The sequence below is a fragment of the Streptomyces sp. 130 genome, assembly GCF_007096885.1.
Classification (GTDB): Bacteria; Actinomycetota; Actinomycetes; order Streptomycetales; family Streptomycetaceae; genus Streptomyces.
Window position 1 is genome coordinate 129,002 of the sequence record NZ_VJNO01000009.1, and the last position, 18,649, is coordinate 147,650.

At 71.4% G+C, this 18,649-nt stretch carries 15 protein-coding genes and 1 tRNA gene; 5 read left to right on the forward strand and 11 right to left on the reverse strand.

From position 1 onward, the window contains the following. Window positions 1-54: 54 nt before the first annotated feature. On the reverse strand, window positions 55-705 hold the full coding sequence (locus tag FKN01_RS10935; protein ID WP_018518762.1) for an ANTAR domain-containing response regulator: 651 nt from the start codon (window positions 703-705) through the stop codon (window positions 55-57). A gap of 98 nt (window positions 706-803) precedes the next feature. On the opposite strand from FKN01_RS10935, the gene FKN01_RS10940 reads away from it, so the two are divergent. Beyond that, window positions 804-878 (forward strand) — tRNA-Leu (locus FKN01_RS10940). A gap of 109 nt (window positions 879-987) precedes the next feature. Continuing rightward, the gene (locus FKN01_RS10945; RefSeq protein ID WP_143619026.1) at window positions 988-1,770 is read left to right on the forward strand and encodes a helix-turn-helix domain-containing protein; all 783 of its coding nucleotides are present in this window, start codon (window positions 988-990) and stop codon (window positions 1,768-1,770) included. A gap of 6 nt (window positions 1,771-1,776) precedes the next feature. Here FKN01_RS10945 and pyk read toward each other — a convergent pair whose 3' ends face one another. Both pyk and FKN01_RS10955 read right to left on the reverse strand, forming a co-directional pair. Further along, window positions 1,777-3,210, reverse strand: coding sequence for a pyruvate kinase (pyk, locus tag FKN01_RS10950; RefSeq protein ID WP_143619028.1), 1,434 nt, complete (start codon window positions 3,208-3,210; stop codon window positions 1,777-1,779). Window positions 3,211-3,355: 145 nt separating this feature from the next. Next, the gene (locus FKN01_RS10955; RefSeq protein WP_143619031.1) at window positions 3,356-4,057 is read right to left on the reverse strand and encodes an SIMPL domain-containing protein; all 702 of its coding nucleotides are present in this window, start codon (window positions 4,055-4,057) and stop codon (window positions 3,356-3,358) included. 195 nt (window positions 4,058-4,252) lie between these two features. Here FKN01_RS10955 and FKN01_RS10960 point away from each other — a divergent pair, with 195 nt between their 5' ends. Further along, a complete protein-coding gene (locus FKN01_RS10960; RefSeq protein WP_143619033.1) occupies window positions 4,253-6,064 on the forward strand; it encodes a bifunctional UDP-sugar hydrolase/5'-nucleotidase in 1,812 nt (603 codons plus the stop codon). A gap of 73 nt (window positions 6,065-6,137) precedes the next feature. On the opposite strand, the gene FKN01_RS10965 is transcribed toward FKN01_RS10960, so the two are convergent. The 5 genes from FKN01_RS10965 to FKN01_RS10985 form a co-directional block, all read right to left on the reverse strand. Then, window positions 6,138-7,547, reverse strand: a complete 1,410-nt coding sequence (locus FKN01_RS10965) for a lysine N(6)-hydroxylase/L-ornithine N(5)-oxygenase family protein (RefSeq protein WP_143619035.1) — start codon at window positions 7,545-7,547, stop codon at window positions 6,138-6,140. Further along, window positions 7,544-8,947, reverse strand: coding sequence for an aminotransferase class I/II-fold pyridoxal phosphate-dependent enzyme (locus FKN01_RS10970; RefSeq protein WP_143619174.1), 1,404 nt, complete (start codon window positions 8,945-8,947; stop codon window positions 7,544-7,546). The genes FKN01_RS10965 and FKN01_RS10970 overlap by 4 nt, the downstream gene beginning before the upstream one ends. A 230-nt stretch (window positions 8,948-9,177) precedes the next feature. Next, a complete protein-coding gene (pepN, locus tag FKN01_RS10975; RefSeq protein ID WP_143619037.1) occupies window positions 9,178-11,679 on the reverse strand; it encodes an aminopeptidase N in 2,502 nt (833 codons plus the stop codon). A gap of 120 nt (window positions 11,680-11,799) precedes the next feature. Further along, entirely contained in the window at window positions 11,800-12,138 is a 339-nt protein-coding gene (locus tag FKN01_RS10980) for a chorismate mutase (RefSeq protein ID WP_143619039.1), read from the reverse strand. 19 nt (window positions 12,139-12,157) lie between these two features. Continuing rightward, a complete protein-coding gene (locus tag FKN01_RS10985; RefSeq protein WP_143619041.1) occupies window positions 12,158-13,036 on the reverse strand; it encodes an AraC family transcriptional regulator in 879 nt (292 codons plus the stop codon). 124 nt (window positions 13,037-13,160) lie between these two features. Between FKN01_RS10985 and FKN01_RS10990 the strand changes: the two genes are divergently transcribed. Together FKN01_RS10990 and FKN01_RS10995 are read left to right on the forward strand one after the other, a co-directional pair. Next, window positions 13,161-14,942, forward strand: coding sequence for a beta-galactosidase (locus tag FKN01_RS10990; RefSeq protein ID WP_143619043.1), 1,782 nt, complete (start codon window positions 13,161-13,163; stop codon window positions 14,940-14,942). 72 nt (window positions 14,943-15,014) lie between these two features. Next, window positions 15,015-15,899 carry a hypothetical protein gene (locus FKN01_RS10995; protein ID WP_143619045.1) on the forward strand — a complete coding sequence of 295 codons (885 nt, stop codon included), beginning with the start codon at window positions 15,015-15,017 and terminating at the stop codon, window positions 15,897-15,899. A 91-nt stretch (window positions 15,900-15,990) separates the two neighbouring features. On the opposite strand, the gene FKN01_RS11000 is transcribed toward FKN01_RS10995, so the two are convergent. From FKN01_RS11000 to FKN01_RS11010, 3 genes are all read right to left on the reverse strand, one after another. Then, complete coding sequence (locus FKN01_RS11000; RefSeq protein ID WP_143619047.1) at window positions 15,991-17,499, reverse strand: DEAD/DEAH box helicase; 1,509 nt, start codon at window positions 17,497-17,499, stop codon at window positions 15,991-15,993. An 88-nt stretch (window positions 17,500-17,587) separates the two neighbouring features. Further along, on the reverse strand, window positions 17,588-17,791 hold the full coding sequence (locus FKN01_RS11005) for a cold-shock protein (protein WP_143619049.1): 204 nt from the start codon (window positions 17,789-17,791) through the stop codon (window positions 17,588-17,590). 206 nt (window positions 17,792-17,997) lie between these two features. Further along, complete coding sequence (locus FKN01_RS11010; protein WP_143619051.1) at window positions 17,998-18,483, reverse strand: pyridoxamine 5'-phosphate oxidase family protein; 486 nt, start codon at window positions 18,481-18,483, stop codon at window positions 17,998-18,000. Window positions 18,484-18,649 lie beyond the last annotated feature (166 nt).

The window sequence follows — 18,649 nt, forward strand, 5'->3', positions numbered from 1 at the left end:
GAGGAAGGCCCGCGCCACTGCCGGCGCGGGCCTTCCTCGTTGTCGCTACGGGGCCTACTCGGCAGCCTTCTTCTTCTCCTCGGCGTCCGCGATCAGGGCCTCGGCGAGCTGCTGCATCGACAGCCGGCGGTCCATGGAGGTCTTCTGAATCCACCGGAACGCCTCCGGCTCGGACAGCCCGTAGTCCGTCTGCAGGATGCTCTTCGCCCGGTCCACCAGCTTCCGCGTCTCCAGCCGCTGGGCGAGGTCGGCGACCTCGTTCTCCAGCGCCTTCAGCTCGGAGAAACGGGATACGGCCATCTCGATCGCCGGGACGACGTCGCTCTTGCTGAACGGCTTCACGAGGTACGCCATCGCCCCGGCGTCCCGGGCCCGCTCCACGAGGTCGCGCTGCGAGAAGGCGGTGAGCATGAGGACCGGCGCGATGGACTCCTCGGCGATCTTCTCGGCGGCGGAGATCCCGTCGAGGACCGGCATCTTCACGTCCAGGATGACCAGGTCCGGCTTGTGCTCCCGCGCCAGCTCGACGGCCTGCTGCCCGTCCCCGGCCTCGCCGACGACGGAGTAGCCCTCTTCTTCGAGCATCTCTTTGAGGTCGAGGCGGATGAGTGCCTCGTCCTCGGCGATGACGACGCGGGTCGTCAGCGGCGGAACGTGCGACTTGTCGTCATCGGCGACGGGCTGGGGCGACTCGGGGGTGGTCACGGGGCTCCTTGGTCCAGGGCAGGGACTGCTGCCCTGAGCCTACCCAGCTACGGTATGGTGGTCGCGCAGTGGGTCGAAGGGCACCTTCGATTCTGCCAGCCCCGGTAGCCCAATTGGCAGCAGGCGATGGATTCAAAACCCATACAGTGTCGGTTCGAGTCCGACCCGGGGCACTTTTCCTTCGATTCAAAGGCCGCAGGGAAACGGCACTGATCCACACCATCGTGTGGTTGCACCATTGTTTCCCCTCCGAAGCACCACACCCCGCCCAGGCTCGGCAGTGTGTACGACCTGGAAACACGTAAGCACGCGCTTGCCCTCCTCGATCAGGGCCTCAGCCAGAACTCCGTGAGCAAGCAGACCGGCATCTCGCGGGCTGCGATTCGCTCCTGGCTCACGCGCGTCGAGCCACTGCCGCGCAGCCTGGGGCACACCGAATGCTCCCGCTGCGCACCCGTACCGTACCCGCCCAGTGACCCTGCCAACTACTCATACCTGCTGGGCCTGTACCTAGGCGACGGCTGTATCAGCGCGCACTCCCGAGGCCTCGGCTACTACTTGCGTATTGTCTGCGCCGATGCATGGCCGGGTCTCATTGAAGAATGCCGCAACGCTATCGCCGCCATCCATCCGTCCAGCGCCGCCTATCTCGTCCAGAAGCAAGGGTGTGTCGCAGTGACCAGTTACAGCAGGCACTGGCCCTGCTGGTTTCCTCAGCACGGCCCTGGCAAGAAGCACCACCGCGAAATCGCCCTTGCCGCCTGGCAGCAGGACATCGTGGACGCACACCCTTGGGAGTTCGTCCGAGGGCTGATCCATTCCGACGGATGCCGCATCACCAATTGGGCCACCCGGGTCGTCGCAGGCGAACGCAAGCGGTACGAATACCCCCGGTACTTCTTCAGCAACAAGTCGGACGACATCCGCAAGCTCTTCAGCGACACACTCACCGCCGTAGGCGTCGAGTGGACCACGCTCGCCCGGGGCAGCGACCCGTTCAACATCTCCGTCGCCCGACGGGCGTCCGTAGCCCTCATGGACGCTCACGTCGGGCCGAAACACTGAGCCGCCCTACTTCGGGCTGTCGTCCTCGCCGATGTGGTGCACCCGGACCAGATTCGTGGAGCCCGCGACACCCGGCGGGGAGCCGGCCGTGATGACCACGACGTCGCCCTTCTGGCAGCGGCCGATCTTCAGCAGCTCCTCGTCCACCTGGGCCACCATCGCGTCCGTGGAGTCCACGTGCGGGCCCAGGAACGTTTCGACGCCCCAGGTCAGGTTCAGCTGCGAGCGCGTGGCCGGGTCCGGGGTGAAGGCCAGCAGGGGGATGGGGCTGCGGTAGCGCGACAGGCGCTTCACCGTGTCGCCGCTCTGGGTGAAGGCGACCAGGAACTTCGCGCCGAGGAAGTCGCCCATCTCCGCCGCCGCGCGGGCCACCGCGCCGCCCTGGGTGCGGGGCTTGTTGCGCTCCGTCAGCGGCGGGAGCCCCTTCGCGAGGATGTCCTCCTCGGCCGCCTCCACGATGCGGGACATCGTGCGGACCGTCTCGATCGCGTGCTTGCCGACGCTCGTCTCACCGGACAGCATCACCGCGTCCGTGCCGTCGATGACCGCGTTCGCGACGTCGGACGCCTCGGCGCGGGTGGGCCGGGAGTTGTCGATCATCGAGTCGAGCATCTGCGTCGCGACGATGACCGGCTTCGCGTTGCGCTTGGCGAGCTTGATCGCGCGCTTCTGGACGATCGGGACCTGCTCCAGCGGCATCTCGACGCCCAGGTCGCCGCGGGCGACCATGATGCCGTCGAAGGCGGCGACGATGTCCTCGATGTTCTCGACGGCCTGCGGCTTCTCGACCTTGGCGATGACGGGGAGGCGGCGGCCCTCCTCGTCCATGACGCGGTGGACGTCCTCGATGTCCCGGCCGCTGCGGACGAAGGAGAGGGCGATGATGTCGGCGCCCGTGCGGATGGCCCAGCGCAGGTCCTCGATGTCCTTCTCGGACAGCGCGGGGACGGATACGGCGACGCCGGGGAGGTTGAGGCCCTTGTGGTCGGAGACCATGCCGCCCTCGATCACGGTGGTCCGGACGCGGGGGCCGTCGACCTCGGTGACCTCCAGGGTGACGCGGCCGTCGTCGATCAGGATGCGCTCACCTGGGGTGACGTCGGCGGCGAGGCCGCCGTAGGTCGTACCGCAGCCGTTGCGGTCGCCCTCCATCGGCTCGACGGTGATGGTGAAGTCGTCGCCGCGTTCAAGGAGTACGGGGCCTTCACGGAAGCGTCCGAGGCGGATCTTCGGGCCTTGAAGGTCGGCGAGGATGCCGACGCTGCGGTGTGCCTCGTCGGACGCTTTGCGTACGCGGTGATACCGCTCCTCGTGTTCGGCGTAGCTGCCGTGGCTGAGGTTGAGGCGGGCGATGTCCATTCCCGCTTCGACGAGGGCCTTGATCTGGTCGTACGAGTCGGTCGCGGGTCCCAGGGTGCAAACGATTTTGGCTCGGCGCATGGTTCGAGCCTAGACCTTACCTATGGGTAGGTAATTGGCTGTGAATGACTGCTCAACAACCTTCGCATGAAGGGTTGTTGACAAGTGTTGAATTGTGCGGCGGCGTGCTCGGATGAGCACGCGCCACCGTCCGCGCAGGGGGAATTCAGAGTTTCGGCGGGGTCATCGTGAAGCGGGCGTTCACCTGCGCGTACACGGTCTGCCGCTGGGGTTCGAGGTCGATGGGGGGCGGCGGCGGGGCGCCCGCTCCGGCGGGGGCGGGCAGCGCGCCTCCGTAGCCGCCGGTCCTGGCATACGCGACGGGGGCGGCGTTCTCCGCGCCTATGTCGGCGAGTTCGACCAGGGCGGCGAGCTCCGCGCCGAGTGCTCCGGCGTATTCGCGGGCGCGCTGGACGGCTTCGCGGACGGCCTGGCGGCGGGCCTCGCCGTGGGCGGGCGAGGTGGGGCGCAGGGCCCACCAGGGCCCGCTGACCTGGGTCATGTCGAGGTCGCCGACGTGGGTGACGAATTCGCCGAGTGCGGTGAAGTCGCTCAGGACGGCGGTGATGTAGACGCGGCCGTGGTAGGCGCGGATCTTCTCGTCCCGGCCCCGTTGGACGAGTTCGGGGTGGATGGAGAGGGCGCCGGTCTCGATCTTCTCGACGGCGTCGCCGTAGCCGCGGGCGAGTTCGAGGACGGTGGCGTTGCGGCGGGTGAGGTCTTCGAGGGCGGCGCGGCGGTCCTTGCCGCGGGCGGTGACGGTGATGGAGAGGCGGGCGATCTCGGGGTCGACCTCCAGGCGGGCTTCGCCGCGGACGGCGAGGCGGGGCTGGTCAGGGGTGCCGTAGGGCTGGGCGGTGTCGGTCATGGGTCCACTGTGGCATCCGGGTGTGACAGTGGGGGTGTTGACGGCCGGACGGCTTCCGGTCGGTGTGTGGTCATGGAACGGAAACCTGGCGGGGGTGTTGCCGGGGGTGGGGCGCGGGTGATTATCTACGCGCGTTGTCGGACGGCGTACGACAAGAACTTCGCACCGAGTGCACCGATATGTGGGAGACGAGAGATGCCGCTGAACCGAAGGACGTTCCTGGGGACATCGGCCGCGGCCGGCGCGGGTGCGGTGGTGGCGGGCGGCGCCGCGTCGCCCGCGCTGGCGCACGGGCGTGGGCAGGGTCAGGGTCACGGGCGTTCGCAGAAGCGGTACTCGTTCACCGTGATGGGGACGACGGACCTGCACGGGAACGTCTTCAACTGGGACTACTTCACGGACGCCGAGTTCGACGACAAGGACCACAACGACGTGGGCCTGGCGAAGATCTCGACGCTGGTGGAGCAGGTGCGGCGGGAGAAGGGCCGCCAGAACACGCTGATGATCGACGCGGGTGACACGATCCAGGGCACGCAGCTCTCGTACTACTACGCGAAGATCGACCCGATCACGGCGAAGCGCGGTCCGGTGCACCCGATGGCGCAGGCGATGAACGCGATCGGCTATGACGCGGCGGCGCTGGGGAACCACGAGTTCAACTACGGGATTCCGGTGCTGCGGAAGTTCGAGGAGCAGTGCGATTTCCCGCTGCTCGGGGCGAACGCGCTGGATGCGAAGACGTTGCGGCCGGCGTTCGCGCCGTATGTGATCAAGAAGCTGCGGACGCCGCACGGGCGGGATGTGCGGGTGGGGATCCTGGGTCTGACCAACCCGGGGATCGCGATCTGGGACAAGGCGAACGTGAGCGGGAAGATGGTGTTCCCGGGTCTTGAGGAGCAGGCGGCGAAGTACGTGCCGCGGTTGCGTTCGATGGGTGCGGACGTGGTGATCGTGTCGGCGCACTCGGGGAACAGCGGGACGTCGTCGTACGGCGACCAGATCCCGTACGTGGAGAACGCGGCGGGTCTGGTGGCGGAGCAGGTGCCGGGGATCGACGCGATCCTGGTGGGTCACGCGCACCTGGAGATTCCCGAGTACTTCGTGGAGAACAAGGAGACCGGGAAGAAGGTCGTGCTCTCGGAGCCGTTGAAGTGGGGGCAGCGGCTGACGCTGTTCGACTTCGAGGTGGTGTGGGAGAAGGGCCGCTGGGTGGTCGAGAAGGCCGGTTCGCGGGTGTTGAACTCGAACACGGTGGTGGAGGACCGGAGGATCACGAAGCTGCTGGCGGACGAGCACGAGAAGGTCGTGGCGTACGTCAATCAGGTGATCGGGACGTCGGCGGCGGAGATGTCCACGGCGGAGGCGGCGTGGAAGGACGAGCCGATCATCGATCTGATCAACGTCGTCCAGGCGGAGACGGTGAAGGCGGCGTTGGCGGGCGGGGAGTACGCGGAGCTGCCGGTGCTGTCGCAGGCGTCGTGCTTCTCGCGTACGGCGCGGATTCCGGCGGGCGATGTGACGATCAAGGACGCGGCGGGTCTGTATCCGTTCGAGAACACGCTGGAGGCGCGTCTGGTGACGGGTGCGCAGATTCTGGACTACCTGGAGTTCTCGGCGAAGTACTACGTGCGGACTGCGGCGGGTGCTCCGGTGGACCCGGAGAAGCTGACGAATGCGGACGGCACTCCGGACTACAACTACGACGCGGTGTCGGGGCTGACGTATGACATCGACATCGCGAAGCCGGTGGGTTCGCGGATCGTGGGTCTGTCGTTCGAGGGGAAGCCGATCGACCCGGAGGCGCGGTTCGTGCTGGCGGTGAACAACTACCGGGCGAGCGGCGGCGGCAACTTCCCGCACGTCCCGGCGGCGAAGCAGCTGTGGGCGAATTCGGAGGAGATCCGGAACACGATCATCGCCTGGGTGCAGGCGAAGGGTTCGGTGGATGGTGCTCAGTTCGCTTCGGTGGACTGGCGGCTGACGCGGGACGGCGTGCCGGTGTTCTAGGTGCGTGGTTGGTGAGGGCGGTCGTTCCGCCTCCCCCTTTTCCGGGGAGGTGGGGCGGCCGCCCTTTTCCGGGTCAGGGGCGGGTGAGGGGGACGAGGGTGGGTTGCTGGGTGGGGATGGCGGGCTGGGTGAGGCCGAAGGTGGTGAAGGCGGTGCGCTTGGGGAGGGGGTAGGGGGTGGTGCCGGTGAGGTCGTTGAGGATGGTGGCGCTGCGCCAGGCGGCGAGGCCGAGGTCGGGGGCGCCGACGCCGTGGGTGTGGCGTTCGGCGTTCTGTACGTAGATGTGGCCGGTGATGGCGGGGCCGAGGTCGAGGCGGTGGTGGGCGTCGACGCGGGGGCGGCCGGCGGTGTCCCGGCGGAGGTGGGGGGCGAGGTGGTGGAGGAGGGTGTCGAGGGGGCGTTCGCGGTAGCCGGTGGCGAGGACGACGGCGTCGGGGGTGAGGCGGGTGCGGGTGGATTGCTGGGTGTGTGCGAGGTGGAGTTCGACGCGGGTGTTGGCGACGCGTCCGGCGGTGCGGACGGTGACGCCGGGGGTGAGGGTGGCGTCGGGCCAGCCGCCGTGGAGGGTGCGTCGGTAGAGCTCGTCGTGGATGGCGGCGATGGTGTCGTGGTCGATGCCTTTGTGGAGTTGCCACTGCTGGGGGACGAGGGTGTCGCGGACGGTTTCGGGGAGGGCGTGGAAGTAGCGGGTGTAGTCGGGGGTGAAGTGTTCGAGGCCGAGTTTGGAGTACTCCATGGGCGCGAAGGCGGGGGTGCGGGCGAGCCAGTGGAGTCCTTCGCTTCCGGTGGGGCGGGCGCGGAGGAGGTCGAGGAAGATCTCGGCGCCGGACTGTCCTGAGCCGATGACCGTGATGTGGCGGGCCGTCAGGAGGCGGTCGCGGTGGTGGAGGTAGTCGGCGGAGTGGATGACGGGGGCGGTGCCGGTGTCGGTGTCGGTGAGGGGTTTGAGGGGGTCGGGGATGTGGGGTTCGGTGCCGATGCCGAGGGCGATGTGGCGGGTGTGGGTGCGGCCGAGTGACTCGGCTTCGCCGTGGGCGTCGAGTTGGGTGTGGTCGATGTCGAAGCGGGCGGTCTGGGGGTCCCAGCGGATGGCGTCGACCTGGTGGCCGAAGTGGAGGCCGGGGAGCCGGGTGCTGACCCAGCGGCAGTAGGCGTCGTATTCGGCGCGGTGGATGTGGAAGCGCTCGGCGAAGTAGAAGGGGTAGAGGCGGTCCTGGGTGCGTTGGTAGTTGAGGAAGCTCCAGGGGCTGGTGGGGTCGGCGAGGGTGACGAGGTCGGCGAGGAAGGGGACTTGGAGGGTGGCGCCGTCGATGAGGAGTCCCGGGTGCCAGTGGAAGGCGGGGCGCTGTTCGTAGAAGGCGGTGGTGAGGGGGGTGGGGAGGCCGTGGGCGAGGGCGGCGAGGGAGAGGTTGAAGGGGCCGATGCCGATGCCGACGAGGTCGTGCGTGCGGTGGGGGTCGGGGACGGGCGGGGCGGCGGTCATCGGAGGGTGCTGCCTTCCTTGAGTTCGGCGGTGAGGCGGGTGACGAGGGTGAGGAGGCGGTGGAGGTCGTCGGGGGGGGTGGGGGGGTTGAGGAGGGTGGCCTTGAGCCAGAGGCGGCCGTGGGGGTGGGTGCGGCCGAGTACGGCGTGGCCGCGGGTGAGGAGGGTGCGGCGGACCGTGGCGACGGTGTGGTCGTCGGCGTCGGTGGGGCGGAAGAGGACGGTGCTGATGGTGGGGCGGTCGTGGAGGTGGAGGCCGGGGGTGCGGGTGACGAGGTCGGCGAGGGTGTGGGCGGCGGCGCAGGTGCGGTCGACGAGGTCGGCGAGTCCGGCGCGGCCGAGGGCCCGGAGGGTGACGGCGATCTTGAGTGCGTCGGGGCGGCGGGTGGTGCGCAGGGAGCGGCCGAGGAGGTCGGGGAGGCCGGCTTCGGTGTCGTCGTCGGCGTTGAGGTAGGGGGCCTGGTGGTGGAGGGCGTGGAGGTGGTGGCGGTCGGGGACGGCGAGGATGCCGGCGGAGGCGGGGTGCCAGCCGAGTTTGTGGAGGTCGAGGGCGACGCTGTCGGCGCGGTCGAGTCCTTGGAGGAGGGGGCGGTGGGTGGGGCTGAAGAGGAGGGGGCCGCCGTAGGCGGCGTCGATGTGGAGTTCGGCGCCGTGGCGGGCGCAGAGGTCGGCGATGTCGGTGAGGGGGGCGATCTGGCCGGTGTCGGGGGGGCCGGCGGTGGCGGTGACGAGGAGGGGGCCCTGTGCGCGGTGGCGGGCGAGGGTCTCGTGGAGTGCGGGGATGTCGATGGTGCCGTTCGGGGCGGGCACGGTGAGGGGTTCGGGGAGGCCGAGGAGCCAGGCGGCGCGGGTGATGCTGGGGTGGGCGTGGGCGCCGGTGATGGGCTGGACGGGGCCGTGGCGTTCGCGGGCGAGGAGGAGTCCGAGTTGGTTGGCCTCGGTGCCGCCGGTGGTGATGAGGGCGTCGGGTGCGGGGTGGTGGGGGTAGATCTCGGCGGCGAGTGCGGCGGTGGTGTCGGCTTCGTGGGTGGAGGCGGCGGGGGCCTGGTCCCAGGAGTCCATGGAGGGGTTGAGGGCGGAGGCGGCGAGGTCGGCGGCTGCGGCGAGGGCGAGGGGCGGGGTGTGGAGGTGGGCGGCGCAGAGGGGTTCGGCGGGGTCGGCGGCGCCTTCGGTGAGGGCTTGGACGAGGGTGGTGAGGGCGTGGTGGGCGCCGGTGCCCCGGTCGGGGATGAGGGGGGTGAGGGCGGTGCGGGTGCGGGCGGTGACGGTGTCGGGTCCGCCTGCGGGGAGGGGGCCGTCGCGGCGTCGGGCGCCTTCGGCGAGGGCGGTGAGGACGGTGTCGAGGAGGGGGCGCAGGGCGTCGGGTCCGGTGGTGGTCCCGGCGAGGGGCGGTACGGGCAGGGGGCGGGTGGTCCTTCGGGCGCGCGTGGTCGGGGCTGCGGGCATGGTCATGGGTGTGCGTGCCAGCTTGTCCGGGTTTCGGGCGGCGCGGCCGGGTTGCCGGGCGATCTGAACTCGAAAGGGTGGTGGGGTGCGGGTGGGGGCGCGTTGCCGGGGGTGGGGTGGTATGGGTGTGCCCGGCGCGCTCCTCGCGGTGAGGGGCGGGCCGGGCACGGGTGGTGCGGGTGGGGTCAGTTGGCGGAGCGTACGTTCAGGGCGCGGCGCAGGTCGTCGATCTGGTCGATGAGCTTGCGGCGGAGGGCGGGGATGAGGGCCGGGTCGTCGAGGGCTTCCTCGCCGGCGCGGAGGCTTTCGGGGTCGACGGCGTGGGCGGGGAAGGCGTAGCGTCCGGCGGCTTCGGCGATGGCGGGGCCGCGGCGGGCGGCGAGTTGGGCGGCCTCGGGGTAGAAGCGGGGCACGTATGCGCGTACGAGGTCGGTCTGTTCGGGTTGCCAGAAGCCCTGGGCGGTGGCGGTGAAGAGGTAGTTGGAGAGGCTGTCGTCGTGGAACATCGCGTCCCAGGCGGCGGCCTTGGCCTCGGGGGTGGGCAGGGCGGCGCGGCAGCGGGCGGCGCCTTCCTGGCCGGTGGCGCTGGGGTCGTCCTCCAGGGCGGCGTCGATGGCTGCCTCGTCGGTGGCGCCGAGGACGGCGAGGCGGGTGAGGATGCGCCAGCGCAGTTCGGGGTCGAGTTCGGGTCCGCCGGGGACGGTGTCGTCGGCGAGCCAGCCCTGGATGGTGTCGGGCTGGGTGGCGGCGTCGATGAGGTGGCGTACGGCGGTGAGGCGCAGGCCGGGGTGGGTGCCGTCCTCGGTGCGGCGGATGAGGTCGCGGCAGAGGGCGGTGAGGGTGGCGAGGGCGGCGGGCCGGTCCTCGGGGGCGGTGTAGCGGCCGGCGACCTGGGTGTCGGCGAAGGCGAGGACGCCCTGGAGGAGGGCGAGGTCGGTTTCGTGGGGGAGGTGGGCGCGGGCGGCTTCGAGGTAGGTGCTGGGGGCGAGTTCGCCGTCGCGGACCATGTCGCGGGCGGCGTTCCAGACGACGGCGCGGGTGAGGGCGTCGGGGACGCCGGAGAGGCTGTCCAGGACGGTGTTCCAGGAGTGCGGGTCGAGCCGGATCTTGGCGTAGGTGAGGTCTTCGTCGTTGAGGACGACGAGGGCGGGGCGGCGTCCGGGGCGGGTGACGGGGGCTTCCTCGGGGATGCCGGCGTCGAAGCGTTCGCGCAGGACGAGGGGGGGGGGGCCGTGCTGGGGGTCGATGCTGTGGGCGTAGGCGCCGACGCTGAGGCGGTGGGGGCGGGTGCCCTGGTGGTCGATGGTGAGTGACCAGGTGGTGTCGGTCTCGGTGGTGTGTGCGGTGAGGGTGTCGACACCGGTGGTGCGGAGCCACTGGTCGGCCCAGGCGTGGACGTCGCGGTCGGTGGCGGAGGCGAGGTTGTCGATGAAGTCGGCGAGGGTGGCGTTGCCGAACTTGTGGCGGGCGAAGTGGGTGTTGATGCCGGCGAGGAAGTCCTTCTCGCCGAGCCAGGCGACGAGCTGGCGCAGCGCGGAGGCGCCCTTGGCGTAGGAGATGCCGTCGAAGTTGAGGAGGGCCGATGCGGTGTCGGGGACGTCGGCGGGGTCGGGGGCGACGGCGTGGGTGGAGGGGCGCTGGTCGGCGTCGTATCCCCAGCCCTTGCGGGCGACGCCGAAGTCGACCCAGGTGTCGGTGAACCGCGTTGCTTCGGCGAGGGTCTGGTAGCCCATGTACTCGGCGAAGGACTCGTTGAGCCAGATGTCGTCCCACCAGGTGAGGGTGACGAGGTCGCCGAACCACATGTGGGCCATCTCGTGGGCGATGACCATGCCGCGGGTCTGGCGTTCGGTGTCGGTGACGGCGGAGCGGTAGACGAATTCGTCGCGGAAGGTGACGAGTCCGGGGTTCTCCATGGCGCCGGCGTTGAATTCGGGGACGAACGCCTGGTCGTAGGAGTCGAAGGGGTACGGCTCGGTGAACTTCTCCTGGAACCGGTCGAAGCAGGCCCGGGTGATGTCGAGGATCTCGTCGGCGTCGGCGTCGAGGTGGGGGGCGAGGGAGCGGCGGCAGTGGATGCCGAAGGGGAGTCCGGCGTGCTCGGTGGTCACGGAGTGCCAGGGGCCCGCGGCGACGGCGACGAAGTAGGTGGAGAGCGGCGGGGTGGGGGCCAGGGTCCAGCGGCCGTCGCCGGTGTGCTCGGCGATGCCGTTGCCGAGGACGGTCCAGCCTTCGGGGGCGGTGACGGTGAGGGCGAAGACCGCCTTGAGGTCGGGCTGGTCGAAGGCGGCGAAGACGCGCTGGACGTCCTCCATGAAGAGCTGGGTGTAGACGTACGTCTCGTTGTCGCTGGGGTCGGTGAAGCGGTGCATGCCCTCGCCGGTGCGGGAGTAGCGCATGGCGGCGTCGACGCGGATCTCGTGGGGGCCTTCGGTGAGCCCGGTGAGGGGGTACCGGTTCTCGGTGAGGTGTGCGGGGTCCAGCGGCTGCCCGTCGAGGCTGATCGAGCGCAGGGTGGCGGGCCTGAGCTCGATGAAGGTGTCACCGGCCGTGCGGGCGGTGAACTCGATCACGGTGCGGGAGTCGAAGGTCTCCTCCCCCGCGGTGAGATCGAGTTCGATCGTGTATCGCTGTACGTCGAGGATCTGGGCTCGGGCCTGCGCTTCATCGCGCGTCAGTACGGACATGGGGACATGCTGCCGTATCGGCCGGGCGGCGCGCAGGCGGGTTCCCCAGGGGCGGAAGCGGGCGGAAGCGGGGCGGCGGCGGGCCCGGAGGCGGCCGGGCCGGGCCCGCCGGACGGGCGCTCAGCGCTCTTCGGCCGGCTCCGCGTCGTGCGCGGACTCCTCCGCGATGCGCTCGTGGTGGCGGATGACCTCCGCGACGATGAAGTTGAGCAGCTTCTCGGCGAAGGCCGGGTCGAGGTGGGCGCTCTCCGCGAGCTCGCGGAGGCGGGCGATCTGGCGGGCCTCGCGGGCCGGGTCGGCCGGGGGGAGCTGGTGGGCGGCCTTGAGGTGGCCGACCTGCTGGGTGCACTTGAAGCGTTCGGCCAGCATGTGGACGACGGCGGCGTCGATGTTGTCGATGCTCTGGCGCAGCCGGTCGAGTTCGACGCGTACGGAGGCGTCGATGTCGTTCGTGGTCATGGGCAGCGAGCTTACGGGGCTACGAGGAGATCGTCGGCGGCTGTTCGGGGTCCGGGACGCGGTCGCTCCAGCCTCCCGGGACCGCGCGGCCCTGCTGTTCGCGGAAGCGGACCGGGGCGATGCCGACGCGGCGGGCGAACAGGCGGGAGAAGTAGGCCGGGTCGTCGTAGCCGACGCGGCGGGCGACGGCCGCGACCGGCAGGTCGCTCGTGGCGAGGAGCTCCTTGGCGCGGCCGAGCCGGAGGGTGAGGAGGTAGTCCTTGGGGCTGCGTCCGGTGCCCCGGCGCACCGCCGTCCGCAGTTGCGCGGAGGTCATCCCGTGGCGGGCGGCGTGCTCGGCGACCGACAGCGGCTGGAAGGCGTCCCGGGCGAGCGCCCGGAGCACCGGGTCGCCGCCGGGGCCGAGGCCGGCGCGGGCCCGGCGCAGGGCGACGAGGAGTTCGTGCACGGCGGCCCCGGTCTCGGCCTCCAGGAGCGGGTTGCCGCGCCGGGCGGCCCGGACCATCCGGCCGATCGCGGCGCGCGGGGCGGCGGTGTCGGAGAGGGGGACCAGGGGGCGGTCGGGTTCGATGTAGCCGAGTTCGGTGTACGTGGCGGTGGCGGGCCCGGTGAAGTCGACGAAGCTCTCGTCCCAGCCGGTCGCGGGGTCGGCGCCGTAGTGGTGCGGGGTGCCGGGGGTCAGCCAGAGGAGGCTGGGCGCGGTGACGGGGACCCGCCGTCCGTCCGGCCCGGCGAACCAGCCGCTGCCCGAGTGGACGAGGACGGCCACGTGGTGGTCCAGGGTGCGCGGCCCGACGGCGGGCAGGGTGCCGTGCTGGAGGCCGACGCCGAGGCAGACGAGACCGAGGCGGTGGTGGAGCGGGCTGGGCGTGAAGAAGCGCATCCAGGTGTGGTACATGGGCTCCCTCTCTCCCGGTCGGGGCGACGCGCGTCCAAACAGCCGAGATCTTTGTCCATGGACCGGCCGCACGCCAGGGGTGAGGCTGGACCGAGACATTCCGCGCTTCGGGAGAACGGGCACCATGGCTGACTTCACTGTCGGGGACGACGGCTTCGCGATCGACGGGAAGCCGGTACGGCTGCTGTCCGGGGCCCTGCACTACTTCCGGGTGCACGAGGGGCAGTGGGACCACCGGCTCGCGATGCTGCGGGCGATGGGCCTGAACTGTGTGGAGACGTACGTCCCGTGGAACCTCCACGAGCCCCGGCCCGGCCGCTTCCGGGACGTCGGGGCGCTGGGGCGGTTCCTGGACGCGGCGCACCGGGCCGGCCTGTGGGCGATCGTGCGCCCGGGGCCGTACATCTGCGCGGAGTGGGAGAACGGCGGGCTGCCCGTGTGGGTGACCGGGCGGTTCGGGCGGCGGGTGCGGACCCGTGACGAGGGGTATCTCGACGCGGTCCGGGCCTGGTTCGCCGAGCTGCTGCCGCAGGTCGCGGAGCGGCAGGCCGGCCGGGGCGGCCCGGTGATCATGGTGCAGGCGGAGAACGAGTACGGGAGTTACGGCACCGACGCGGTCCATCTGCGCCGGGTGGTGGAGCTGCTGCGCGCGTACGGGGTGAGCGTGCCGCTGTTCACCTCGGACGGGCCGGAGGACCACATGCTGACCGGCGGTTCGGTGCCGGGGCTGCTCGCCACCGCCAACTTCGGCTCGGGCGCCCGCGAGGCGTTCCGGGTGCTGCGCCGCCACCGGGCGTCGGGTCCGCTGATGTGCATGGAGTTCTGGTGCGGCTGGTTCGAGCACTGGGGTGCGCCGCCGGTGGTCCGCGATCCGGCGCGGGCGGCCGGTGCGCTGGCGGAGATCCTGGAGTGCGGGGCGTCGGTGAACGTCTACATGGCGCACGGCGGTACGAACTTCGCCGGCTGGGCGGGCGCGAACCGTTCCGGCCCGCTCCAGGACGAGGAGTTGCTGGCGACGGTGACGTCGTACGACTACGACGCGCCGGTGGACGAGTACGGGCGGGCCACGGAGAAGTTCCGGCTGTTCCGGCAGGTTCTCGCCGGGTACGCGGAGGCGCCGCTGCCCCCGCTGCCCCCCGAGCCGGTCGGGCCGGCCGTCCCGGTGCGGGCGGAGCTGACCGAATGGGCGCCGCTGGACACGGTGCTGGAGGCGCTGGGCGACGAGGAGGCGGCGGAGTCCGGGGTGCCGCCGACGTTCGAGGAGCTGGGGGTGGACCGCGGCCTGGTCCGCTACCGGGTCGCCGTGCCGGGGCCGCGCCGCCCGTACCCGCTGGAGGTCCGGGGGCTGCGGGACCGGGCGGTGGTGTACGTGGACGGGGTGCGCCGGGGCGTCCTGAGCGAGGGGGCCTGCGCGCTGGAGGAGCCGGTGGCCGGGCCGGCCGAGGTGGAGCTGTGGGTGGAGTCGCTGGGCCGGGTCAATTACGGGCCGCGCCTGGGCGAGCCGAAGGGCATCACGGGGGGCGTGCTGCACGAGCGCCAGTATCTGCACGGGGTGCGGGCGCGGGCGCTGCGGCTGGACGCGTTCGAGGAGCCGGGCGCGGTGGCGGGTGTGCCGTTCGCGCCGGTCGGCGGGGAGGGCGGGCCGGGCCTGTACCGGGGCACGTTCGGGCCGGTGGCCGGGGCGGACCACGCGGGGCTCGAACTGCCGGGCTGGACGCGGGGGTTCGTCTGGGTGAACGGCTTCTGTCTGGGCCGGTACTGGTCGGCGGGCCCGCAGCACACGCTGTATGTGCCGGGTCCGGTGCTGCGGGACGGGGTCAACGAGGTGTGGGTGCTGGAGACGGAGGGCGCGGGCGCGCCGTTCGTCCGGCTGGGCCCGGGGCTGCCGGTCCGGACCGGCGGCTGACAACCCCGGGGCTCCCTCCCCCGTCTACAGGGGTGAGGAGTCGGGCCGGGAGCGAGGAGCGGGGGTACGGAGATGCCGGACAGCCCTCGACGCAGCCCGGTCGAGCACGGGTTCCCGCATCTGGAGACGGTCCGCTCGGCGATCACCGCGCTGTACCGGAGGCTGTCGGCCGACGGCGTCCGGCGTTTCGCGACGAGTCTCGCCCCGGCCGAGGCCGCGTTCACCGACGCGGACGATCTGCACCTGGGCGCGCAGCGGGTGGCGCGGGCGATGGTGCGCCACTACCGGCTGCCGGACGCCCGGGTGATCGTGGCGTTCCGGTCGATGGAGCACGCGGGGACCGTGGAACTCGCGGCGGGGCCGGAGTACTTCGTGGAGCTGAACGACCGCTTCCGCACCCATCGCCGGGACATCGGCGCGGCCTTGTCGCACGAGGTCGCGCATGTGCTGCTGCACCGGCTGGGTCTGGAGTTCCCCGGCACGCGCGACAACGAGATCCTGACGGACACGGCGGCGGCGTACCTCGGGGCGGGGTGGCTGCTGCTGGACGCGTTCCGCGAGGACGCGACGTCCAGCCAGAAGCTGGGGTATCTGACCCCGGAGGAGTTCGGGTACGTGCTGGCCGAGCGGGCGCTGGTGTTCGGCGAGGACCCTTCGCCGTGGTTCACCAGTCCGCAGGCGTACACCGCGTACACGGAGGGCCGGGCGCGGGCGCTGCGGGATGCGGCGCGGGCGCCGCTGACGGCCGCGGGGTGGGCGGGGCGGCGGCGCTACGCCCGGGATCGGCGGTCGGTGTCGGGCGGGCCCGGGAGGTCGTACGCCTTCGAGGCGGCGGCGGACGGGTTGCGGGTGGCGTTCCCGTGCCCCGTCTGCCACCAGTGGAACCGGGTGGCGGTGCGGGGGCGGGTGCGGGTGCGGTGCGCGCTGTGCCGCGCGGTGCTGGATTGCACGACGTGACCGGTCATCGTCCCGGGGGCGCCCGAGGGGCGAGATCAAGCCCCTCCGGCGATTGAGGAGCGGGGGTCCCGGGGCCGCGCCCCCGGAAGTGTTACGCGGCGCGGCGGCTGCGCTGTGCGGTGCCCCTGGAGGCACCGGCCCCCCGGCCCCGGCCCCGGCCCCGGCTGCCCGAGCGCGTGCCCGTGCCCGCCGGCCGCGTACGCGGCTTGGGCTGGGCCGGCTGGGGGGTCTCTATGACCACCGCGACTCCGGACGGTTCGCGGGCGCCCGTGATGCGGGTCAGTTCCTCGTCGCTGGAGCGGATGCTGGTGGTGCGCGGGGCGATGCCCGCGTCGCGCATCAGGCGGGTCATGTCGCGCTTCTCGTCGGGCAGGACCAGGGTGACGACGCTGCCGGACTCCCCGGCGCGGGCGGTGCGCCCGCCTCGGTGGAGGTAGTCCTTGTGGTCGGTGGGCGGGTCCACGTTGACGACCAGGTCGAGGTCGTCGACATGGATGCCCCGGGCCGCCACGTTCGTCGCGACGAGGGCCGTGACCTGGCCGTTCTTGAACTGGTCCAGGGTGCGGTTGCGCTGCGGCTGCGAGCGTCCGCCGTGCAGGGCCGCGGCGCGTACCCCGCTGGCGAGGAGCCGCTTGGCGAAACGGTCCGCCGCGCGCTTGGTGTCCACGAACATGATCACGCGCCCCTCGCGGGCGGCGATCCGCGTCGCGACGGCCTTCTTGTCGGTCTCGTCCAGGACGTGGAGGACGTGGTGTTCCATGGTGGTGACCGCACCGGCGGACGGGTCGACCGAGTGCACGACGGGGTCGGTGAGGAACATCTTGACCAGGCGGTCGATGTTCTTGTCCAGGGTCGCCGAGAACAGCATCCGCTGGCCGTCCGCCTCGACCTGCTTGAGCAGGGCGGTGACCTGGGGCATGAAGCCCATGTCGGCCATCTGGTCGGCCTCGTCCAGGACGGTGACCGCGACCTGGTCCAGGCGGCAGTCGCCGCGCTCGATGAGGTCCTTGAGCCGGCCCGGGGTGGCGACCAGCACCTCGGCGCCGCGCCGCAGCGTGGCGGACTGCCGGGTGATCGACATGCCGCCGACCACGGTGGCCAGGCGCAGGTTGACGGAGGTGGCGTAGGGGGTCAGCGCGTCGGTGACCTGCTGGGCGAGCTCGCGGGTCGGGACGAGGACGAGGGCGAGGGGCGCCTTCGGTTCGGCGCGGCGGCCGGCGGTGCGGGCCAGGAGCGCGAGGCCGAAGGCCAGGGTCTTGCCGGAGCCGGTGCGGCCCCGGCCGAGGATGTCGCGGCCGGCCAGCGAGTTGGGCAGCGTGGCGCCCTGGATCGGGAACGGCTCGGTCACGCCCTGCGCGGCAAGGGTCTTCAGCAGGGCTGCGGGCATGTCCAGCTCGGCGAACGCCTCGACGGCGGGCAGTGCGGGGGTGATGGTCTCGGGCAGCGCGAATTCGCCCTGCGGCGGCGTGGCCCTGCGACGGGACGACGCCTTTCCGGTTCCCTTGCCGGAACCCTGTGCGGTTGCCTGTGCCCGGTCCGTGCCGCGTGCCCGGGAGGGGCGGTTGCGGGCGGGACGGTCCTGGCGTTCGGAGCGGGTCATATCGGGATTGTCCTCCTGGGACAGCACGAGCCGGGGCCCGCACCATGACGGTGCGGGCCCCGGCTGCGAGGTACGCGTCCGGCGGAAATTAGGCCGGGACGATGTTCTCCGCCTGCGGGCCCTTCTGGCCCTGCGTGACGTCGAAGCTGACCTTCTGGCCCTCGATGAGCTCGCGGAAGCCCTGGGCGTTGATGTTGGAGTAGTGGGCGAAGACGTCGGCGCCGCCGCCGTCCTGCTCGATGAAGCCGAAGCCCTTTTCAGAGTTGAACCACTTCACGGTTCCAGTAGCCATGTCGTTCTCCTAAGGAGGTGCAGTGCCGGAAATTCGCACTTTACGAATTCCAAGTCGCCGCATTGAGCCCCATCCGGAGAAAGCCGGAAAACAATAAAGCGCCTGACGAAGCATTCCCGTCAGGCGCACATAAAGTTCATGGGTACCAAAACTGCAACACGTCCACCGTAGCACGTGCCGCCGCCGGATGTCGGGAGGCGGCCGGATCAGGCGTCGTTGCCCCTGCGGACGGTGCGCGGCGGGAGGCCGGGGCGCCAGGTGGTGACGACGAGCGTGTCGCCGTTCTCCAGGCCCACCCGCACCACCTCGGTGGGCTCGACGCGGAACAGGTGGAAGGGCTCGGGCGGGGTGCGCTCCTCGGTGAAGCGGGCGAGGACGGCGGGGTCGGTCACCTCGACGGCGCGCCCGGAGATCCGGACGTCCCCGTCGGTCATCTCGGCGTCGGGCCCGGGGTTGGCGTGCACGCAGAAGCGGGGGTCGCGGCGCAGGTCGAGGGCCTTGCGGGAGTTCGGCATCATGCCGAGGTGCGGTTCGTCCGCCCAGAAGTCCACCTCCAGGCCGGTGAGCCGGGGCGATCCGTCCTTGCGGAGGGTGGCGAGGACGTGGTGCCTGTACAGGGCGAACCGTTGCCGCACGGTGTCGGCGAAGTCGGGTTCGGCGGTGCGGAAGTCGGTCCAGGTGATCGTGGTCATGAGGTCATGGAACCGGGGAATCCCGTCATCTTCTGTCCGGTTTTCCGGCGGATCCGTTCCGGTCCACCCGTTCGGGTGCCCTCCGTGGGTGCGGAGCCCGGGTCGGGGCCGCCGTCGCGGGTTCGCTATCTTGATCGCCGCCGACCCCCCACCGGCCCCCCGATCC

What these genes read in the sequence shown, in the direction of transcription:
- pyk (WP_143619028.1), bottom strand. Translation starts at nt 3,210, where the DNA reads ATGCGCCGAGCCAAAATCGTTTGCACCCTGGGACCCGCGACCGACTCG.
- FKN01_RS10955 (WP_143619031.1), bottom strand. Translation starts at nt 4,057, where the DNA reads ATGACCGACACCGCCCAGCCCTACGGCACCCCTGACCAGCCCCGCCTC.
- FKN01_RS10960 (WP_143619033.1), top strand. Translation starts at nt 4,253, where the DNA reads ATGCCGCTGAACCGAAGGACGTTCCTGGGGACATCGGCCGCGGCCGGC.
- FKN01_RS10965 (WP_143619035.1), bottom strand. Translation starts at nt 7,547, where the DNA reads ATGACCGCCGCCCCGCCCGTCCCCGACCCCCACCGCACGCACGACCTC.
- pepN (WP_143619037.1), bottom strand. Translation starts at nt 11,679, where the DNA reads ATGTCCGTACTGACGCGCGATGAAGCGCAGGCCCGAGCCCAGATCCTC.
- FKN01_RS10980 (WP_143619039.1), bottom strand. Translation starts at nt 12,138, where the DNA reads ATGACCACGAACGACATCGACGCCTCCGTACGCGTCGAACTCGACCGG.
- FKN01_RS10985 (WP_143619041.1), bottom strand. Translation starts at nt 13,036, where the DNA reads ATGTACCACACCTGGATGCGCTTCTTCACGCCCAGCCCGCTCCACCAC.
- FKN01_RS10990 (WP_143619043.1), top strand. Translation starts at nt 13,161, where the DNA reads ATGGCTGACTTCACTGTCGGGGACGACGGCTTCGCGATCGACGGGAAG.
- FKN01_RS10995 (WP_143619045.1), top strand. Translation starts at nt 15,015, where the DNA reads ATGCCGGACAGCCCTCGACGCAGCCCGGTCGAGCACGGGTTCCCGCAT.
- FKN01_RS11000 (WP_143619047.1), bottom strand. Translation starts at nt 17,499, where the DNA reads ATGACCCGCTCCGAACGCCAGGACCGTCCCGCCCGCAACCGCCCCTCC.
- FKN01_RS11005 (WP_143619049.1), bottom strand. Translation starts at nt 17,791, where the DNA reads ATGGCTACTGGAACCGTGAAGTGGTTCAACTCTGAAAAGGGCTTCGGC.
- FKN01_RS11010 (WP_143619051.1), bottom strand. Translation starts at nt 18,483, where the DNA reads ATGACCACGATCACCTGGACCGACTTCCGCACCGCCGAACCCGACTTC.